The sequence below is a fragment of the Streptomyces sp. NPDC008092 genome (assembly GCF_042957285.1).
Classification (GTDB): domain Bacteria; phylum Actinomycetota; class Actinomycetes; order Streptomycetales; family Streptomycetaceae; genus Streptomyces.
In genome coordinates, this window is record NZ_JBIBHY010000010.1 from 114,791 (window position 1) to 128,748 (window position 13,958).

At 69.7% G+C, this 13,958-nt stretch carries 15 protein-coding genes; 8 read left to right on the forward strand and 7 right to left on the reverse strand.

Annotated elements, in window-relative coordinates; translation table 11 throughout:
* Positions 1-160: 160 nt before the first annotated feature.
* Positions 161-478, reverse strand: a complete 318-nt coding sequence (locus ACFZB3_RS30420; protein ID WP_089100494.1) for a cupin domain-containing protein — start codon at positions 476-478, stop codon at positions 161-163.
* A gap of 59 nt (positions 479-537) precedes the next feature.
* Between ACFZB3_RS30420 and ACFZB3_RS30425 the strand changes: the two genes are divergently transcribed.
* From ACFZB3_RS30425 to ACFZB3_RS30445, 5 genes are all read left to right on the forward strand, one after another.
* Positions 538-915, forward strand: coding sequence for a phage holin family protein (locus ACFZB3_RS30425; protein WP_351706038.1), 378 nt, complete (start codon positions 538-540; stop codon positions 913-915).
* Between the two features lie 7 nt (positions 916-922).
* Positions 923-1,414 carry a low molecular weight protein-tyrosine-phosphatase gene (locus ACFZB3_RS30430; RefSeq protein ID WP_391380867.1) on the forward strand — a complete coding sequence of 164 codons (492 nt, stop codon included), beginning with the start codon at positions 923-925 and terminating at the stop codon, positions 1,412-1,414.
* The gene (locus ACFZB3_RS30435; RefSeq protein WP_391380869.1) at positions 1,411-2,541 is read left to right on the forward strand and encodes a cystathionine gamma-lyase; all 1,131 of its coding nucleotides are present in this window, start codon (positions 1,411-1,413) and stop codon (positions 2,539-2,541) included. The genes ACFZB3_RS30430 and ACFZB3_RS30435 overlap by 4 nt, the downstream gene beginning before the upstream one ends.
* Before the next feature lie 228 nt (positions 2,542-2,769).
* On the forward strand, positions 2,770-3,675 hold the full coding sequence (locus ACFZB3_RS30440) for a LysR family transcriptional regulator (RefSeq protein WP_391380872.1): 906 nt from the start codon (positions 2,770-2,772) through the stop codon (positions 3,673-3,675).
* 86 nt (positions 3,676-3,761) lie between these two features.
* Entirely contained in the window at positions 3,762-4,244 is a 483-nt protein-coding gene (locus ACFZB3_RS30445; protein ID WP_294011603.1) for an NUDIX domain-containing protein, read from the forward strand.
* A 4-nt stretch (positions 4,245-4,248) separates the two neighbouring features.
* Here the strand turns inward: ACFZB3_RS30445 and ACFZB3_RS30450 are convergent, their stop codons facing one another.
* Together ACFZB3_RS30450 and ACFZB3_RS30455 are read right to left on the reverse strand one after the other, a co-directional pair.
* Positions 4,249-5,706 (reverse strand): globin domain-containing protein, encoded by a 1,458-nt coding sequence (locus ACFZB3_RS30450; protein ID WP_391380874.1) that lies wholly within the window; start codon positions 5,704-5,706, stop codon positions 4,249-4,251.
* A gap of 306 nt (positions 5,707-6,012) precedes the next feature.
* Positions 6,013-6,645 carry an HAD-IB family phosphatase gene (locus ACFZB3_RS30455; RefSeq protein WP_391380876.1) on the reverse strand — a complete coding sequence of 211 codons (633 nt, stop codon included), beginning with the start codon at positions 6,643-6,645 and terminating at the stop codon, positions 6,013-6,015.
* A 213-nt stretch (positions 6,646-6,858) separates the two neighbouring features.
* On the opposite strand from ACFZB3_RS30455, the gene ACFZB3_RS30460 reads away from it, so the two are divergent.
* Complete coding sequence (locus ACFZB3_RS30460) at positions 6,859-7,725, forward strand: GNAT family N-acetyltransferase (RefSeq protein WP_391380879.1); 867 nt, start codon at positions 6,859-6,861, stop codon at positions 7,723-7,725.
* A 69-nt stretch (positions 7,726-7,794) separates the two neighbouring features.
* Here ACFZB3_RS30460 and ACFZB3_RS30465 read toward each other — a convergent pair whose 3' ends face one another.
* Both ACFZB3_RS30465 and ACFZB3_RS30470 read right to left on the reverse strand, forming a co-directional pair.
* Positions 7,795-8,214 (reverse strand): heme-binding protein, encoded by a 420-nt coding sequence (locus ACFZB3_RS30465; protein ID WP_391380881.1) that lies wholly within the window; start codon positions 8,212-8,214, stop codon positions 7,795-7,797.
* A gap of 45 nt (positions 8,215-8,259) precedes the next feature.
* On the reverse strand, positions 8,260-9,468 hold the full coding sequence (locus ACFZB3_RS30470; protein WP_391380883.1) for an MFS transporter: 1,209 nt from the start codon (positions 9,466-9,468) through the stop codon (positions 8,260-8,262).
* A gap of 142 nt (positions 9,469-9,610) precedes the next feature.
* On the opposite strand from ACFZB3_RS30470, the gene ACFZB3_RS30475 reads away from it, so the two are divergent.
* Positions 9,611-10,069, forward strand: a complete 459-nt coding sequence (locus tag ACFZB3_RS30475) for a MarR family transcriptional regulator (RefSeq protein ID WP_391380885.1) — start codon at positions 9,611-9,613, stop codon at positions 10,067-10,069.
* Positions 10,070-10,078: 9 nt separating this feature from the next.
* Positions 10,079-10,531, forward strand: a complete 453-nt coding sequence (locus tag ACFZB3_RS30480) for a GNAT family N-acetyltransferase (protein ID WP_391380888.1) — start codon at positions 10,079-10,081, stop codon at positions 10,529-10,531.
* 81 nt (positions 10,532-10,612) lie between these two features.
* Here the strand turns inward: ACFZB3_RS30480 and ACFZB3_RS30485 are convergent, their stop codons facing one another.
* Both ACFZB3_RS30485 and dnaB read right to left on the reverse strand, forming a co-directional pair.
* Positions 10,613-11,998: a serine hydrolase gene (locus tag ACFZB3_RS30485; protein WP_391380890.1), complete on the reverse strand. Its 1,386-nt coding sequence runs from the start codon at positions 11,996-11,998 to the stop codon at positions 10,613-10,615.
* 81 nt (positions 11,999-12,079) lie between these two features.
* Positions 12,080-13,555, reverse strand: coding sequence for a replicative DNA helicase (gene dnaB, locus ACFZB3_RS30490; RefSeq protein ID WP_391380892.1), 1,476 nt, complete (start codon positions 13,553-13,555; stop codon positions 12,080-12,082).
* Between the last annotated feature and the right edge of the window lie 403 nt (positions 13,556-13,958).

Below are 13,958 nucleotides of genomic sequence, written 5' to 3' on the forward strand. Positions count from 1 at the left end.
TGTCCTCCGCCTTCTCGTGCGCTCCGGCACGTACGGTCTCGTGCGTCCCGCACGATGCGATGTCCTGCACCCGATGCTAGAGCCGCGAAGGGGTCGTACGGGGGCCCGGGATCCCTTGTCCTCCCCTGACCCTTCCCCTAGGGAACCCCGAGGCCCGGGGTCAGGCCTCGGGCGGAGAGAAGACGACCAGAACCCGCAGATCCTCGCTGATGTGGTGGAACTTGTGGGCCACCCCGGCCGGGACGTACACCACGCTGCCCCGCGCCACCTGTGTGGTCTCCATGCCCACGGTGATCGCGGCACGGCCGCTGACGACGAAGTAGACCTCGTCCTGGTTGTGCGGCTGCTGCGGGTCGTGCGAGCCCGCGTCGAGGGCGTAGAGGCCGACCGACATGTTCCGCTCCCGCAGGAACTGCAGGTAGGCCCCGTCGTTGGCGGCGCGCTCCGCCTCCAGTTCGTCCAGCCGGAATGCCTTCATCGCCGTTGTCGCCCTCGCCTCACTATTTGCATCCGATCTCTTCTGCCACGATCAGACACATGAAGAATTTCGTAGTCAAGACGATCGCCAACGCGGGCGCCCTTGCGGTCGCCGTATGGCTGCTCGACAAGATCACCCTGACCGGCGACAGCACCGCCAAGAAGGTCTGGACGCTGATCCTGGTCGCCCTGGTCTTCGGCCTGGTCAACTTCCTGGTCAAGCCGATCGTGAAGATCCTGACCTTCCCGCTGTTCATCCTCACGCTCGGCCTGATCACCCTGGTGGTCAACGCGCTGATGCTGCTGCTGACGTCGTGGGTGTGCGACAAGCTCGACCTGAGCTTCCACGTGGAGGGCTTCTGGACGGCCGTCCTCGGCGGCCTGATCATCTCGATCGTGTCCTGGGCCCTCAACATGGTCCTTCCCGACTCGGACTGAGCGCCTGATGACCTACCGCGTCTGCTTCGTCTGCACCGGCAACATCTGCCGGTCCCCGATGGCCGAATCCGTCTTCCGTGCCCGTATCGCCGAGGCCGGGCTCGACGACCGCGTGGCGGCCGACAGCGCCGGCACCGGCGGCTGGCACGAGGGCGACGGCGCCGACCCGCGCACCGCCCGCGTCCTTGAGGAGCACGGCTACGAGAGCGAGCACACCGCCCGCCAGTTCCAGGCGTCCTGGTTCGCCCGCCTCGACCTCGTGATCGCCCTCGACTCCGGCCACCTCAAGTCCCTGCGCCGCCTCGCTCCCACCGAGGAGGACGCGCGCAAGGTCCGGCTGCTGCGCTCGTACGACCCGGCCGCCGATGACGACCTGGACGTACCGGATCCGTACTACGGCGGTCTGGACGGCTTCGAGGAGTGTCTTGAGATGGTGGAGGCGGCGAGCACGGGTCTGCTCGCCGTGGTACGGGCCGAAGTGGAGGGGACAGCGGCATGAGCGACTCGACCATGGGCGAGGGCACGCGCGCGGTGCGCGCGGGGCTGCCCGAGCCGGTCAAGAACGAGCCGACTCTGCCCGGGCCGGTCTTCGCCGCGCATTTCCACCTGCCCGGTGAGGTGAGCGGGCCGTACGCCTACGGCCGCGACGAGAACCCGACCTGGACCCATCTGGAACGGGCCATCGGCGAGTTGGAGGCACCCGGCGAGGACGTGGAGACGCTGGTGTTCGCATCCGGCGTGGCGGCCATCGCGGCAGTGCTCTTCTCCCAACTGCGCGCCGGTGACGCGGTCGTGCTGCCTTCCGACGGCTACCAGGTGCTGCCCCTGATCCGCGCCCAGCTGGAGGCGTACGGCATCGAGGTGCGCACCGCGCCGACCGCCGGCGACGCCCAGCTCGACGTCCTGGACGGCGCGAAACTGCTGCTGATCGAGTCGCCGTGCAACCCCGGGCTCGACGTCTGCGACATCCGGCGGCTCGCCGAGGCGGCACACGCACGCGGCGCCCTGGTCGCCGTCGACAACACCCTCGCCACCCCGCTCGGCCAGCGGCCGCTGGCGCTGGGCGCCGACTTCTCCATGGCCAGCGGCACCAAGCAGCTCACCGGCCACGGAGACGTCCTGCTGGGCTACGTCGCCGGGCGCGACACGGAAGCCATGGCCGCGGTACGCCGCTGGCGCAAGATCGTCGGGGCGATCTCGGGGCCCATGGAAGCCTGGCTGGCCCACCGCTCCCTCGCCACCCTCCAGTTGCGGGTGGACCGGCAGAACGCGACCGCCCTGCTGCTCGCCGAGGCGCTGCGCGAACGGCCCGAGGTGACCGGCCTGCGCTACCCGGGCCTGTCCGACGACCCCGCGCACAAGATCGCCTCGCAGCAGATGCGCCGCTACGGCTCGGTGATCTCCTTCACGCTGCCCACGCGCGCGCGTGCCGAGCGTTTCCTCGAATCCCTGCGGCTGGTCGACGACGCGACGAGCTTCGGCGGGGTGCGTTCCACGGCCGAACGGCGGCGGCGCTGGGGCGGGGACGACGTACCGGACGGCTTCATCCGGCTCTCGGTCGGGGCCGAGGACCCCGAGGATCTCGTGGCCGATGTGCTGCGTGCCCTCGACGAGTCGGGCCGGTGACCGGATTACGGACGCCCCCACGGGTCCGGCTACGCATAACGGACGGTCCGAGCCTCCCCCCTCGTGGCTCGGACCGTCCCGATTCTCGCGCGCCAAGAACCGCGCGACCAAGGCTAGTTGACTCTGCGTCAGTGTCCAATCACTGTAGCGACAGAGACCTATCGACTTATTTATAGTTGGGGCCTGCCCGGAGGCCGGAAAAGGGCAGGCCGAACGGAAGGGCGTGCGATGGATCTGGCCTTGCTGCGCACCTTCGTCACCGTGCACAGGGCCGGCTCCTTCACCCGCGCCGCCGCCCTGCTCGGCCTCTCACAGCCGGCCGTGACCTCCCAGATCCGGACCCTGGAACGGCAACTGGGCCGACCGCTCTTCCTGCGCCAGGCCCGCGGGGTGACCCCCACGACCATCGGCGACGAACTCGCCCACAAGGCCGCCCCGCATCTCGACGCCCTCGTGGAGATAGCGGAACGCGGTCTCGATGACGACTCCTCGGTGCGCACCCTGCACCTCGCCGGTCCACCCGAGTTCACCGCCGAGCGCGCCCTCCCCGCTCTCGCGGAACTCGCCGGGGACGACGGCCAGGGCTTCGCACTGCGTGCCTCGTTCGGGAACGCCGAGGAAACCCTGGAGGGGCTGTCCGCCGGCCACCACGACCTGGCCATCAGTACCATCCGGCCGCGCGGCGCCCTGCTCACCGCCGCCGCACTCTGCGACGAGGAGCATGTACTGGTCGCCGCCCCGCGCTGGGCCGAGGAGATCGGCCCCGGCACGGTACGCGGCAAGGGCGCGGCCGCCCTGGAGAACCTCCCGGTCGTCGAGGTCCACGAGTCTCTGCCGTTCGTCTCGCGCTACTGGGGCTCCGTCTTCGACATGCGTCCAGCCGCCTCGGGGACGGTCGTGGTGCCTGATCTGCGCGCGGTGCTCGCCTGTACGGTCGCGGGCGCCGGCCTCGCCGTGCTGCCCCGGTATCTGTGCACGGCCGCACTGGAACGCGGAGAGGTCGTGGCACTGCACGATCCCGCGGTGCCTCCGCTCCGGACGTACTTCCTGGTGGTGCGCACCGGCACGCTCGCCATGCCGCATGTGGCACGTGCCCACGAGTGGCTCCAGCATGCGTCCGCGGACTGGGGCTGAGCACTTCCTGCGGAGTTGACGCAATGCGGCCGCACGGTGGCGCTTCGCGATGTTTCACGTGGAACCAGCTGGGCCACATTTCTCCCATGACCGTCCGACCCGTGGTCAAGCGCACCGCCCGTGCCGTTCTCCTGGACGGCGACGACCTGATTCTGATCAAGCGCACCAAGCCCGGTGTCGATCCCTACTGGGTTACGCCTGGTGGCGGGGTCGAGCCGGAGGACACCACCGTCGTCGACGCCCTGCACCGCGAGGTGGACGAGGAGCTCGGCGCCAAGATCACCGATGTGGTGCCCTGCTTCGTGGACACCGTGGAGCACATCGGTGACAGCGGCAGCGCGACCGGTGTGAAGGTGCAGCACTTCTTCGTCTGCCGGCTGGAGTCCATGGACCCGGCCCTGCGGCACGGCCCCGAAGTCGACGAACCCGCCGGCGAGTACGAGATCGTGCGGGTCCCCTTCACCCGTGTCGGGATCGCCTCCGTCCATCTCGTACCGCTGTCGCTGCGGCACTACCTGGACGGCAACATCGAGGGCGTGCGGGCCATGCACGCTCCCGATCTCGGGTGACGGGTCAGTCGCCGACGACGACCAGTTCCTCGACCGAGTCGTGCCGGATGCGGTGCGCGGGGATGCCGGCGGCCCGGAGCGCGGTGATCCCGTTGCGGATCATGCCGGGCGGACCGGAGAGATAGGCGTCGTACTCGATCCACGGGCCGTAGCCGCGTATGGCGTCGGGGAGCTGGAGGTGCGCCCGCTGGTCGACGACCGCGCGGACCGCGAGCCAGGGATGGCTCTGCTGGAGCCGGAGCAGGGTGTCGATGTCGTACAGGTCGTGGTCGGTACGGGCGCCGTAGAACACCTCGACCGGGCGGCGTGAGCCGCGCTCGGCGATGTCCTCGACCATCGCCTTGATGGGTGCGATGCCGGTGCCGCCGCCCAGGCAGAGCAGTCCGTTGTCCCGCGTGTGGTCGACGGTCATCGAGCCACCGGCCGGCCCGAGGCGGACGACGTCACCGGGACGGGCGCGGTGCACCAGCGAGTTGGAGACCCAGCCTGCCGGGACGGCCTTCACATGGAACGTGAGCAGGCCGTCCGAGCGGGGCGCGGAGGCGAAGGAGTAGTGCCGCCACACCCGCGGCCACCAAGGTGTCTCCAGGCTCGCGTACTGCCCGGCGAGGAAGGGGTACGGCTGGTCCGGACGGAGCGTGAGCACCGCGACGTCCGCGGTCCTGAGGTCGTGGGCGACGATCTCCGCGTGCCACCAGGCCGGCGCGCGCAGTTCGTCCGTGGCCGCCGCGTCGATCATCACCTGGGACATCGTCGTGTACGCCCGTACCCAGGCCGCCTCCGTCTCGGGGTCCCAGCTGCCCGAGGCGTACCTGCTCAGTGCGCCGATGAGGCACTCCCCGACGACCGGGTAGTGCTCGGGCCGGGTGCCGTACTTGCGGTGGCCGCGGCCCAGGTTCTGGAGGTACTCGACCAGGACGGGCGGGTTGTCGATGTGCTCGGCCGCGGTGAGCAGCGCCTTCAGCAGCCGGTCCCGCTGGGTGTCCATGGCGGCCGGGAACAGCGGACGCAGTTCGGGGTGACGGACGAAGAGCAGGGCGTAGAAGTACGAGGTGACCTTGTCGGCGATCGGACCGATCTCGGCCATGGTGCTGCGGATGCGGATCGCGTCCGGGGAGGCGTCCTGCGGCTGCTGCGCGCTCCGCGGCGGCGGGACGCGTTGTTCGAAGGAACCGGGTGCAGGATGTCCGGTCGCGGGAGCGAAGGGGCCGGGTACTGCGTACTGTCCGCCGGACGGGGCCTGAGCGGCTCCCTGAAGGCGCGTCGGTTCCGCCGTCTGCCGTATTCGCTCCCGGGGCTCTGCAGGCACGAGAGGGCTGCCCTGGGGCGGTTCCTGCCCGGCCCCCGGCGCCACGCCCGGAGGCCCTGCCGAGGGGTCGACCGCGGGGCTGCCGTGGGACGTGAACCAGTTGCCTCCGCCGGCCCCGTCGTTGCCCGCCGACGTGGTGGTCGGAGCGTCCATGGTGTGCCCTCGCCTCGAACATCTTGCGATCGGTCTGCGCACTTCACTCGGAAGGTGCTTGCTTTCCCCCGTTGACGGCTAGCTCTCCCCGGTCGGGTCCCGTGGCCGACACGACCACATTCAACCCGTGATTCCCCGTGTACGGACAAGTAAGGCGAGAGTGTGACATGGGCCGCAATCGCTCCCGCCGGGAGCGTCCCGCCCCGGACGTTAACCGGAGTCGACCCTACCGGCCGTCGCCGCACGCACAAGTCCCCCCTGTCTCCGCCGTGAAACTGGCAACGGGCGAACCATCGGTTCCCTCAATTACCGGGCGCCCCGCGCCAATTCATAGGCATCCCATAGATCCCGGCCCGTGTAGGAGTACGTCGCGAGACCGGCGAGATGTCCGTCCGCATTGACCGCCACGGACACCGGAACCGCACCGAACAAGTCCCTGTCCGACATCGAGTCGCCGTAGGCGACGCAGTCCGCCCGGCCGACCCCGAACTGCTCGCACAGACGGTCTGCGATCGTCACCTTGGCCGCGGCAGTGAGCACTCCCGCCGGATCCACCGGTTCGACGAACGGCACCGCCGGAAAGCGGGACCCGAAGGCCGCATGGGCTCCCCAGTCCAGCAGGCGTTCCACGAAGAACGAGGGTGAGAGCGAGACCACCGCACAGTAGTCCCCTGCTCCTCTGATCTCGGCCCAGACGTCCTGGATCCGGGCCAGCCACGGCGCACCGTCGAAGGCCGCCGTCACATGCGCCTCGGTCAGCTCGGCCCAGAGGGTGTACACACGGGCCTGGTACTCCGGCGGATCTATCCGTCCGGCCGAAATCTCCCGATCAAGCTCCATGGTCTCTGCTTCCAGACCGAGTTGACGGGAAATCTCGACGGGTGCAGAGGTGCCGTGCAGCAAGGTGCCGTCGAGATCGAAGAGGTGAAGTCTCGCCATGGACCCGAGGCTAACCGGTGGCGCGCAGAGCTCCCTGGTGCGGCAACGCACGGGGACCATACAGTGATGTTTCACGTGAAACGCCCCACACCTGTCCAGGGGCCGAGCCGCGTACTACGGCGCTGAGCCGGGCACTACGGCATGGCCAAAAGCGCGTGCGTCCAACCTGAAACAGGTGGACGCCGGAGGTGTCGGTCGGCAAGCCTGACCTGCGTGTCAACTCCTTCCGACGCCCCTCTGCCCATTCGTCGACTGACGCCACGCGACCTCAGCGCCTGCGCCGACTTGTCCGAGGATCGGGGGTGGCCCCGAGAGGAACACAAGTGGCGCTTGCTCCTCACCGCCGGGAAGGGGTACGGGATCGACGACCCCGCAGGAGGCCTGGTCGCCGCCTGTGTCATCACGGAGTACGGCCCGAGGGAACGCCCGCATCTCGGCGCGGTCGGCATGGTCCTGGTCGCCGAACGACATGCCCGCCGGGGCATCGGGCGCCGGCTGATGCGGCACATCGTCTCGGCGATGGGAACGACTCCGCTGACCCTGTACGCGACGCCGTACGGCCGGCCGCTCTACGAGGAGCTGGGATTCAAGGTCACGGGACGTTCGGAGATGCTCCGCGGACCGTTCACCCCGGGCGGGCCCGAGCCGCGGGTGGTGACCCGGGCGGCCACCGCCGGGGACCTCGGTTCCATCCTCCGGCTGGACGAGGAGGTGTTCGGCGTCGACCGCACCCTGCTCATCACCCGGCTGCCCGCGTTCTCGGACCTGCTGCGCGTCGCCGTGGACGACGGGAAGATCGTCGGATACGCGGCCGCCTGGCCCAACATGGACAGCCATGTCGTCGGACCGCTGATCGCCCGCGACACGGAGACCGCGAAGTCCCTGATCGCCTCGCTCGCCGCCCACACCGACCGCCCTCTCCGTACCGACATCGACGTCCGGCACGAGGAACTGCTGGCCTGGGCGAAGGCCCGCGGGCTGGCCTCCGTCGCCATGAACTCGGTGATGACCTACGGGATCACGGAGTCACCGGGGGACTGGACACGACGGTTCGCACCGCTGACGGTCGCGGCGGGCTGAGCGGCCTTCGACCGCGGCGAACGCCGGCTCCTTCCGGGGAGCCGGCGTTCGCCGTCGAGCGAGGTGCTGTCAGACGAGTGCCGCTACGGCGGCTGAGGCGAAGCCGTGGTCCTGGTCGGGCGCACCGCCGCCGACACCGATCGCCCCGACGAGCCGGCCGTCACGCTGGACGGGGACACCGCCCGCGATGAACAGCAGCGGCCGGTCGAGCGCCGTGGGCAGGGTGTGGAAGAGGCCGCCGGGCTGGACGGCGTCGACGAGGTCGGCGGTGGGGGTGTTCAGCTGGAGCGCCGTGTAGGCCTTGCGGGTGCTGGTCTCACCGGAGATCAGCACGGCGCGGTCGTCCCGCCGGAAGGCCAGCAGATGGCCCCCGGCGTCCAGGACGGTGACGCTGACGGTGACTCCGGCGGCCTCCGCGGCGCGGCGGGCCTCGGCGATCAGGAGTTCGGCGTCCTGGATGGTGAGTGGGGCGACGGCGGTGGTGCTCATGGTTCTCCTTGGACGGTGCTGACGTGCGGTGAGAGATGCGGGCGGTCAGTGGTGGACCGAGGCCCGCTGTCCTGCGGGCGTGCCGCCGGCGACCACCGCGCTCGGGGCGCCGTGGCGGCGCTCCAGCGCGGCCGACAGGAAGGCGAGGACGAGGGCGGCCGCGGCGAGGGCCGCGCCGACCCAGTTGGGGGAGGTGTAGCCGAAGCCGGCGGCGATCACGATGCCGCCGAGCCAGGCGGACAGGGCGTTGCCGAGGTTGAAGGCGCCGATGTTCACGGCCGAGGCAAGGGTGGGAGCGCCGTGTGCCTGGTCCAGGACACGCTTCTGGAGCGGCGGAACGGTGGCGAAGCCGAGGGCTCCGATCAGCGCGACGGTCACAGCGGCAGCGATCTTGCTGTGTGCGGTGAGCGTGAAGAGGGCGAGGACGACGGCCAGGGCGCCCAGGGACACGTACAGCATGGGCATCAGGGCGCGGTCGGCGAACTTGCCGCCGACCAGGTTGCCGCCGACCATGCCGAGGCCGAAGAGGACCAACAGCCAGGTGACGGAGCCGTCGGCGAAGCCGGTGACATGGGTCATCATCGGCGCGATGTAGGTGATGGCCGCGAAGACCCCGCCGAAGCCGAGGACGGTCATCGCCATGGCGAGCAGGACCTGGGTGTTCTTGAACGCGGCCAGTTCGTGGCGCAGGTGCACGCCCTGCGGGCTGGGCAGTTCGGGGACCAGCTTGGCGATACCGGCCAGGCCGACGACGCCGAGGGCGGCGACGATGCCGAAGGTGACGCGCCAGCCGGCGTGCTGCCCCACGAGGGTGCCGAGCGGGACGCCGATGACGTTGGCGACGGTGAGGCCGGTGAACATCATCGCGATGGCCCCTGCCTTCTTGCTCGGGGCGACCAGTTCGGCCGCCACGACCGAGCCGATGCCGAAGAAGGCGCCGTGGGCGAGGGAGGCGACCACGCGGCCGATCAGCATGACGGCGAAGACGGGGGCGACGGCGGTCAGCAGGTTGCCGGCGATGAAGATGCCCATCAGCAGCATCAGCATCCGCTTGCGAGGAACCCTCGTGCCCAGCACGGTCATCAGCGGGGCGCCGATCACCACGCCGAGGGCGTAGCCGGTGACGAGCAGGCCGGCGGTCGGGATGGAGACCCCGAAGTCGCCCGCGACCTCGGGCAGCAAGCCCATGATCCCGAATTCGGTCGTTCCGATTCCGAAGGCCCCGATCGCGAGGGCCAGAAGCGCGAGAGGCATGGAGGTACGACCTTCCCAGACGATTGCAGGTGCGCTTTGCGTGCGTCCACAATAGTTGCAGACGCGGGCTATGTGCAAGCGAGGGATATTGCGCGCCTGCTCTATCCTGGGTTCAGCGGCTCCTGGACGGAGGAAAACGCCAATGACAGCGACGGACCCCGCGCTCACCGCCCTCGCCCAGGGCTGGTGCGCCCTCTCCCTGCTGCACGGCAGGATCGAGGCGCACATCGAGCGCGCCCTTCAGGCCAAGCACGATCTGAGCGTGCGCGAGTACTCGCTGCTCGACGTCCTCAGCCGGCAGCACGACGGTGAAGGGGGCCATCTGCAGATGAAGCAGGTGGCCGATGCGGTCGTGCTCAGCCAGAGCGCCACCACCCGCCTGGTCACACGCCTGGAGGACCGCGGTCTCCTGGAGCGCTACCTCTGCCCGACCGACCGCCGCGGCATCTACACCAACGTCACCGAGGCAGGCCTGCGGCTGCTGGAAGAGGCTCGCCCCACCAACGACACGGCGCTGCGCGAGTCCCTCGACGAAGCGGCCAGGAACCCGGACCTCGCTCCCCTGGTCCGGGCCGTGGAGTCGCTGCACGTGCCCGCATAGGCTGCGGGTATGGGAGACCTTGACATACGCACCGCGGTCGCCGACGACGTCCCGGCCATCGTCGCCATGCTCGCCGACGACCCGCTGGGCGCCCGGCGGGAGACGCCGGACGACCTCGCGCCCTATCTGAGCGCCCTGGAACGGCTCAGTGCCGATCCCAACCAGCATCTGGTCGTCGCGGTCCGCGAAGGTCGCGTCGTCGGCACGCTCCAACTCACGGTCATTCCCGGGCTGTCGAGGCGCGGTGCCACCCGGTCGATCATCGAAGGCGTGCGTATCCACGCCGACGAGCGCGGCAGCGGGCTGGGCACCCGGTTCATCGAGTGGGCGATCGACGAATCCCGTCGCCAGGGCTGCCAGCTGGTCCAGCTCACCTCGGACACGTCACGGGTCGACGCCCACCGCTTCTACGAGCGGCTCGGTTTCACGGCCTCGCACACAGGCTTCAAGCTCGAAATCTGACCACCGGCGACTCGCCGTCGAGCGGAGCATGCGCACAGGGGTGGTGTTTCACGTGAAACACCACCCCCGCCCTCTCCTCCGCTAGCCGATCCCCCGCCATCCCTCGGGGTCCACCCCACCGGGTACGGGAGCCGCCTCGTCGTACGGCTGACGCGTGAACACGAACGATCCGAGGTCCAGGTGGCTCACGGTGCCGTCCGGGCGCCGTACGGGCCGTAGAACCTCTCCTGCGTAATAGCCCTCCAGGCCCGTCCAGGTGCCGTCGCTGTTGGAGCGGAAACGGGCTCGGCGGCCGGCGCCGGTCAGCGGCCCCAGCGAGACAAGCCCGTCGGCCGACACCCGCAGCACGAAGGCATGTGTTCCCCAGTACCACGGGCCTGCCAACTCCAGGACGGACGGCTCTGCCTGAGTCAGTGGGCGCCATGGTGCGGGGATGCGCGGCTCGGCCTCCGCGACGATACGGACGAGGTCGGCGCCGGTCGCGGACAGCAGCGGGCCGGAGGTGCAGTTCGCCAGCACCACGGCCGCCACGTCGTCTTCCACGCTGATGGTGAGGTTGGCCAGGAAGCCGGGCAGCGAGCCGGAGTGCCCGACCAACAGCCTCCCGTCACGACGCTGGATCTGCAGACCGAGGCCGTAGGTGGCGCCGTCCAGGACGTCGGCGGGTTCGGCGGGGGCTGCCGGGGTGCGCATCTCCCGCAGGGTCTCGGCGCTCAGCACTCGGTCGTCCCCAGCGGCCAGGAACACGGCGAAGCGGGCCAGGTCGCCGGTGGTCGACCAGAGCTGTCCGGCCGGCGCCATCCGGCCGAGGTCCTCCAGCGGTTCCGGGAGCAGGGCGTCGGCCCAGGGGTGCACCGCCCAGCCACCCGCATGCGGCGGCTGCGGCTGGGCACTCGTGCGGTCGAGGCCCAGGGGCTCGAACACCTCCCTCCGCAGTACCTCCTCCCAGGGGGCACCGCGGACTTCCTCGACCAGTGCGCCGAGCAGGGTGTAGCCGGGGTTGGAGTAGTGGTGACGGCGGCCGACGGGATGCAGGAGAGGCTGCTCACCGAGCACGTCGCTCAGCTCCGGACGTAGCGTGCCCGGCGTGCGCTCCCACCAGGGCGCCGGGGATTCGGCGGCCAACCCGCCGGTATGCGCGAGGAGTTCGGCGATGGTCGCCTCCCCCGCGCCGGTGCCGGGCAGATGCTTCTCCAGCGGGTCGCCGAGGTCGAGCAGCCCCTCGTCACGCAGCCGGAGCACCAGAACGGCCGTGAACGTCTTGGTGATCGAGCCGATCCGGTACTGCACGTTCTCGTCCGGCCCATGCCCGTCCACCGAGGTCCGCGCCCCGTGCCAGACGGCCCGTCCGCCTCGCACGACCGCCGCCACCAGAGACGGCGCCCGTCCTTCCGACTGGGCCACGGCGATCCGATGCAGCAGCGCCCGCCGGGTGGCGGGGAGCAGCTCTTCCTGGAATGTCGTCATGCGCCCAGTCCACCCGGTGGACGGACCGGCGTCGAGTCCATTTCGCCGGCACGGATCAGATCGGTGCCGTCCCGGCTCGGATCAGGTCTGCGCCATGTCCACGAAGCGGGAGTAGTGGCCCTGGAACGCCACGGTGATCGTCGCCGTCGGGCCGTTACGGTGCTTGCCGACGATGATGTCCGCCTCGCCCGCGCGCGGCGACTCCTTCTCGTAGGCGTCCTCGCGGTGCAGCAGGATGACCATGTCGGCGTCCTGCTCGATGGAGCCGGACTCACGCAGGTCGGACACCATCGGCTTCTTGTCCGTACGTTGCTCGGGACCACGGTTGAGCTGTGAGAGCGCGATCACCGGAACCTCCAGCTCCTTGGCCAGCAGCTTGAGGTTTCGCGACATGTCCGACACCTCCTGCTGGCGGCTCTCGGACCGCTTGCCGCCGGACTGCATCAGCTGGAGATAGTCGATGATCACGAGCTTGATGTCGTTGCGCTGCTTGAGCCGACGGCACTTGGCGCGGATCTCCATCATCGACAGGTTCGGGGAGTCGTCGATGTAGAGCGGCGCGGCCGATACGTCCGGCATCCGGCGGGCCAGCCGGGTCCAGTCCTCGTCGGTCATCGTGCCGGAGCGCATGTGGTGCAGGGCGACCCGGGCCTCGGCGGACAGCAGACGCATCGCGATCTCGTTGCGGCCCATTTCGAGGGAGAAGATGACGCTGGGGAGGTTGTGCTTGATCGACGCGGCGCGTGCGAAGTCCAGCGCGAGGGTGGACTTGCCCATGGCGGGACGCGCGGCGATGACGATCATCTGGCCGGGGTGCAGGCCGTTGGTGAGCGAGTCCAGGTCGGTGAAGCCGGTGGGCACGCCGGTCATCTCGCCGGTACGGGAGCCGATCGCCTCGATCTCGTCGAGAGCGCCCTCCATGATGTCGCCGAGCGGCAGGTAGTCCTCGCTGGTCCGCTGCTCGGTGACGGCGTAGATCTCGGCCTGCGCGCTGTTGACGATCTCGTCGATGTCGCCGTCGGCCGCGTATCCCATCTGCGTGATCCGCGTGCCCGCCTCGACCAGGCGGCGCAGCACCGCCCGCTCGTGGACGATCTCCGCGTAGTACTCGGCGTTCGCCGCCGTCGGCACCGTCTGGACGAGGGTGTGCAGATAGGTGGCGCCGCCCACCTTGTTGATCTCGCCGCGTTTGGTGAGCTCGGCGGCGATGGTGATGGGGTCGGCCGGCTCGCCCTTCGCATAGATGTCGAGGATCGCCTGATAGATCGTCTCGTGGGCGGGCTTGTAGAAGTCGTGGCCCTTGAGGATCTCGACGACGTCGGCGATGGCGTCCTTGGAGAGCAGCATGCCGCCGAGCACGGACTGCTCGGCGTCCAGGTCCTGTGGGGGAACCCGCTCGAAGGTGGCGCCCCCGCCGTCCCATTCCCCGCTGTCCCGGCCCCGGTCGTGGCGGTCGTCCCGGCCACGACCGCCCTCGTCCCGTCGGCGGGAGGCGGGCAGACGATCACTCGGACCGGCATCGGCCCACGGGTCGTCCAAGGGCTCGGAAATGCTCACCGAGCCACCTCCTCCCGTCCGCACCGCGGATCTCGCCGTGCCCTCTTTTGTACGGCACGACACTGACAACTAGGACGCCCCATTCCGGTTCTGGACGCGTCGGTTTTGTGAGGTTTCCGAGGCCGTGACGAGGAGCGGGTGCCGGACCACGTTAGGCCCGCGGGCACCGTCAGCCAATCTGGTTATCCACAGGCCATGTGGACGACCGCCCGTATGCTGTGGAGAACCTGCCAAAACCTGTGCACGACGCGGTGGACAGCCCTGTGAACAAGCCCTCGATCCCTGTCCACAACACCTTCTGAACTGCGCTTTTCCCATCCACCGGCTGTGCAGAAGAAAAACTTTCCCAGTCGGGCCAAGATCGCTTCGAACAACGCGCGACGGCGCGGGCCACGCAACCACA

What these genes read in the sequence shown, in the direction of transcription:
- ACFZB3_RS30485 (WP_391380890.1), bottom strand. Translation starts at nt 11,998, where the DNA reads ATGACGACATTCCAGGAAGAGCTGCTCCCCGCCACCCGGCGGGCGCTG.
- ACFZB3_RS30450 (WP_391380874.1), bottom strand. Translation starts at nt 5,706, where the DNA reads ATGGACGCTCCGACCACCACGTCGGCGGGCAACGACGGGGCCGGCGGA.
- ACFZB3_RS30465 (WP_391380881.1), bottom strand. Translation starts at nt 8,214, where the DNA reads ATGAGCACCACCGCCGTCGCCCCACTCACCATCCAGGACGCCGAACTC.
- ACFZB3_RS30470 (WP_391380883.1), bottom strand. Translation starts at nt 9,468, where the DNA reads ATGCCTCTCGCGCTTCTGGCCCTCGCGATCGGGGCCTTCGGAATCGGA.
- ACFZB3_RS30435 (WP_391380869.1), top strand. Translation starts at nt 1,411, where the DNA reads ATGAGCGACTCGACCATGGGCGAGGGCACGCGCGCGGTGCGCGCGGGG.
- ACFZB3_RS30425 (WP_351706038.1), top strand. Translation starts at nt 538, where the DNA reads ATGAAGAATTTCGTAGTCAAGACGATCGCCAACGCGGGCGCCCTTGCG.
- ACFZB3_RS30480 (WP_391380888.1), top strand. Translation starts at nt 10,079, where the DNA reads ATGGGAGACCTTGACATACGCACCGCGGTCGCCGACGACGTCCCGGCC.
- ACFZB3_RS30475 (WP_391380885.1), top strand. Translation starts at nt 9,611, where the DNA reads ATGACAGCGACGGACCCCGCGCTCACCGCCCTCGCCCAGGGCTGGTGC.
- ACFZB3_RS30445 (WP_294011603.1), top strand. Translation starts at nt 3,762, where the DNA reads ATGACCGTCCGACCCGTGGTCAAGCGCACCGCCCGTGCCGTTCTCCTG.
- ACFZB3_RS30455 (WP_391380876.1), bottom strand. Translation starts at nt 6,645, where the DNA reads ATGGCGAGACTTCACCTCTTCGATCTCGACGGCACCTTGCTGCACGGC.
- ACFZB3_RS30430 (WP_391380867.1), top strand. Translation starts at nt 923, where the DNA reads ATGACCTACCGCGTCTGCTTCGTCTGCACCGGCAACATCTGCCGGTCC.
- ACFZB3_RS30420 (WP_089100494.1), bottom strand. Translation starts at nt 478, where the DNA reads ATGAAGGCATTCCGGCTGGACGAACTGGAGGCGGAGCGCGCCGCCAAC.
- ACFZB3_RS30440 (WP_391380872.1), top strand. Translation starts at nt 2,770, where the DNA reads ATGGATCTGGCCTTGCTGCGCACCTTCGTCACCGTGCACAGGGCCGGC.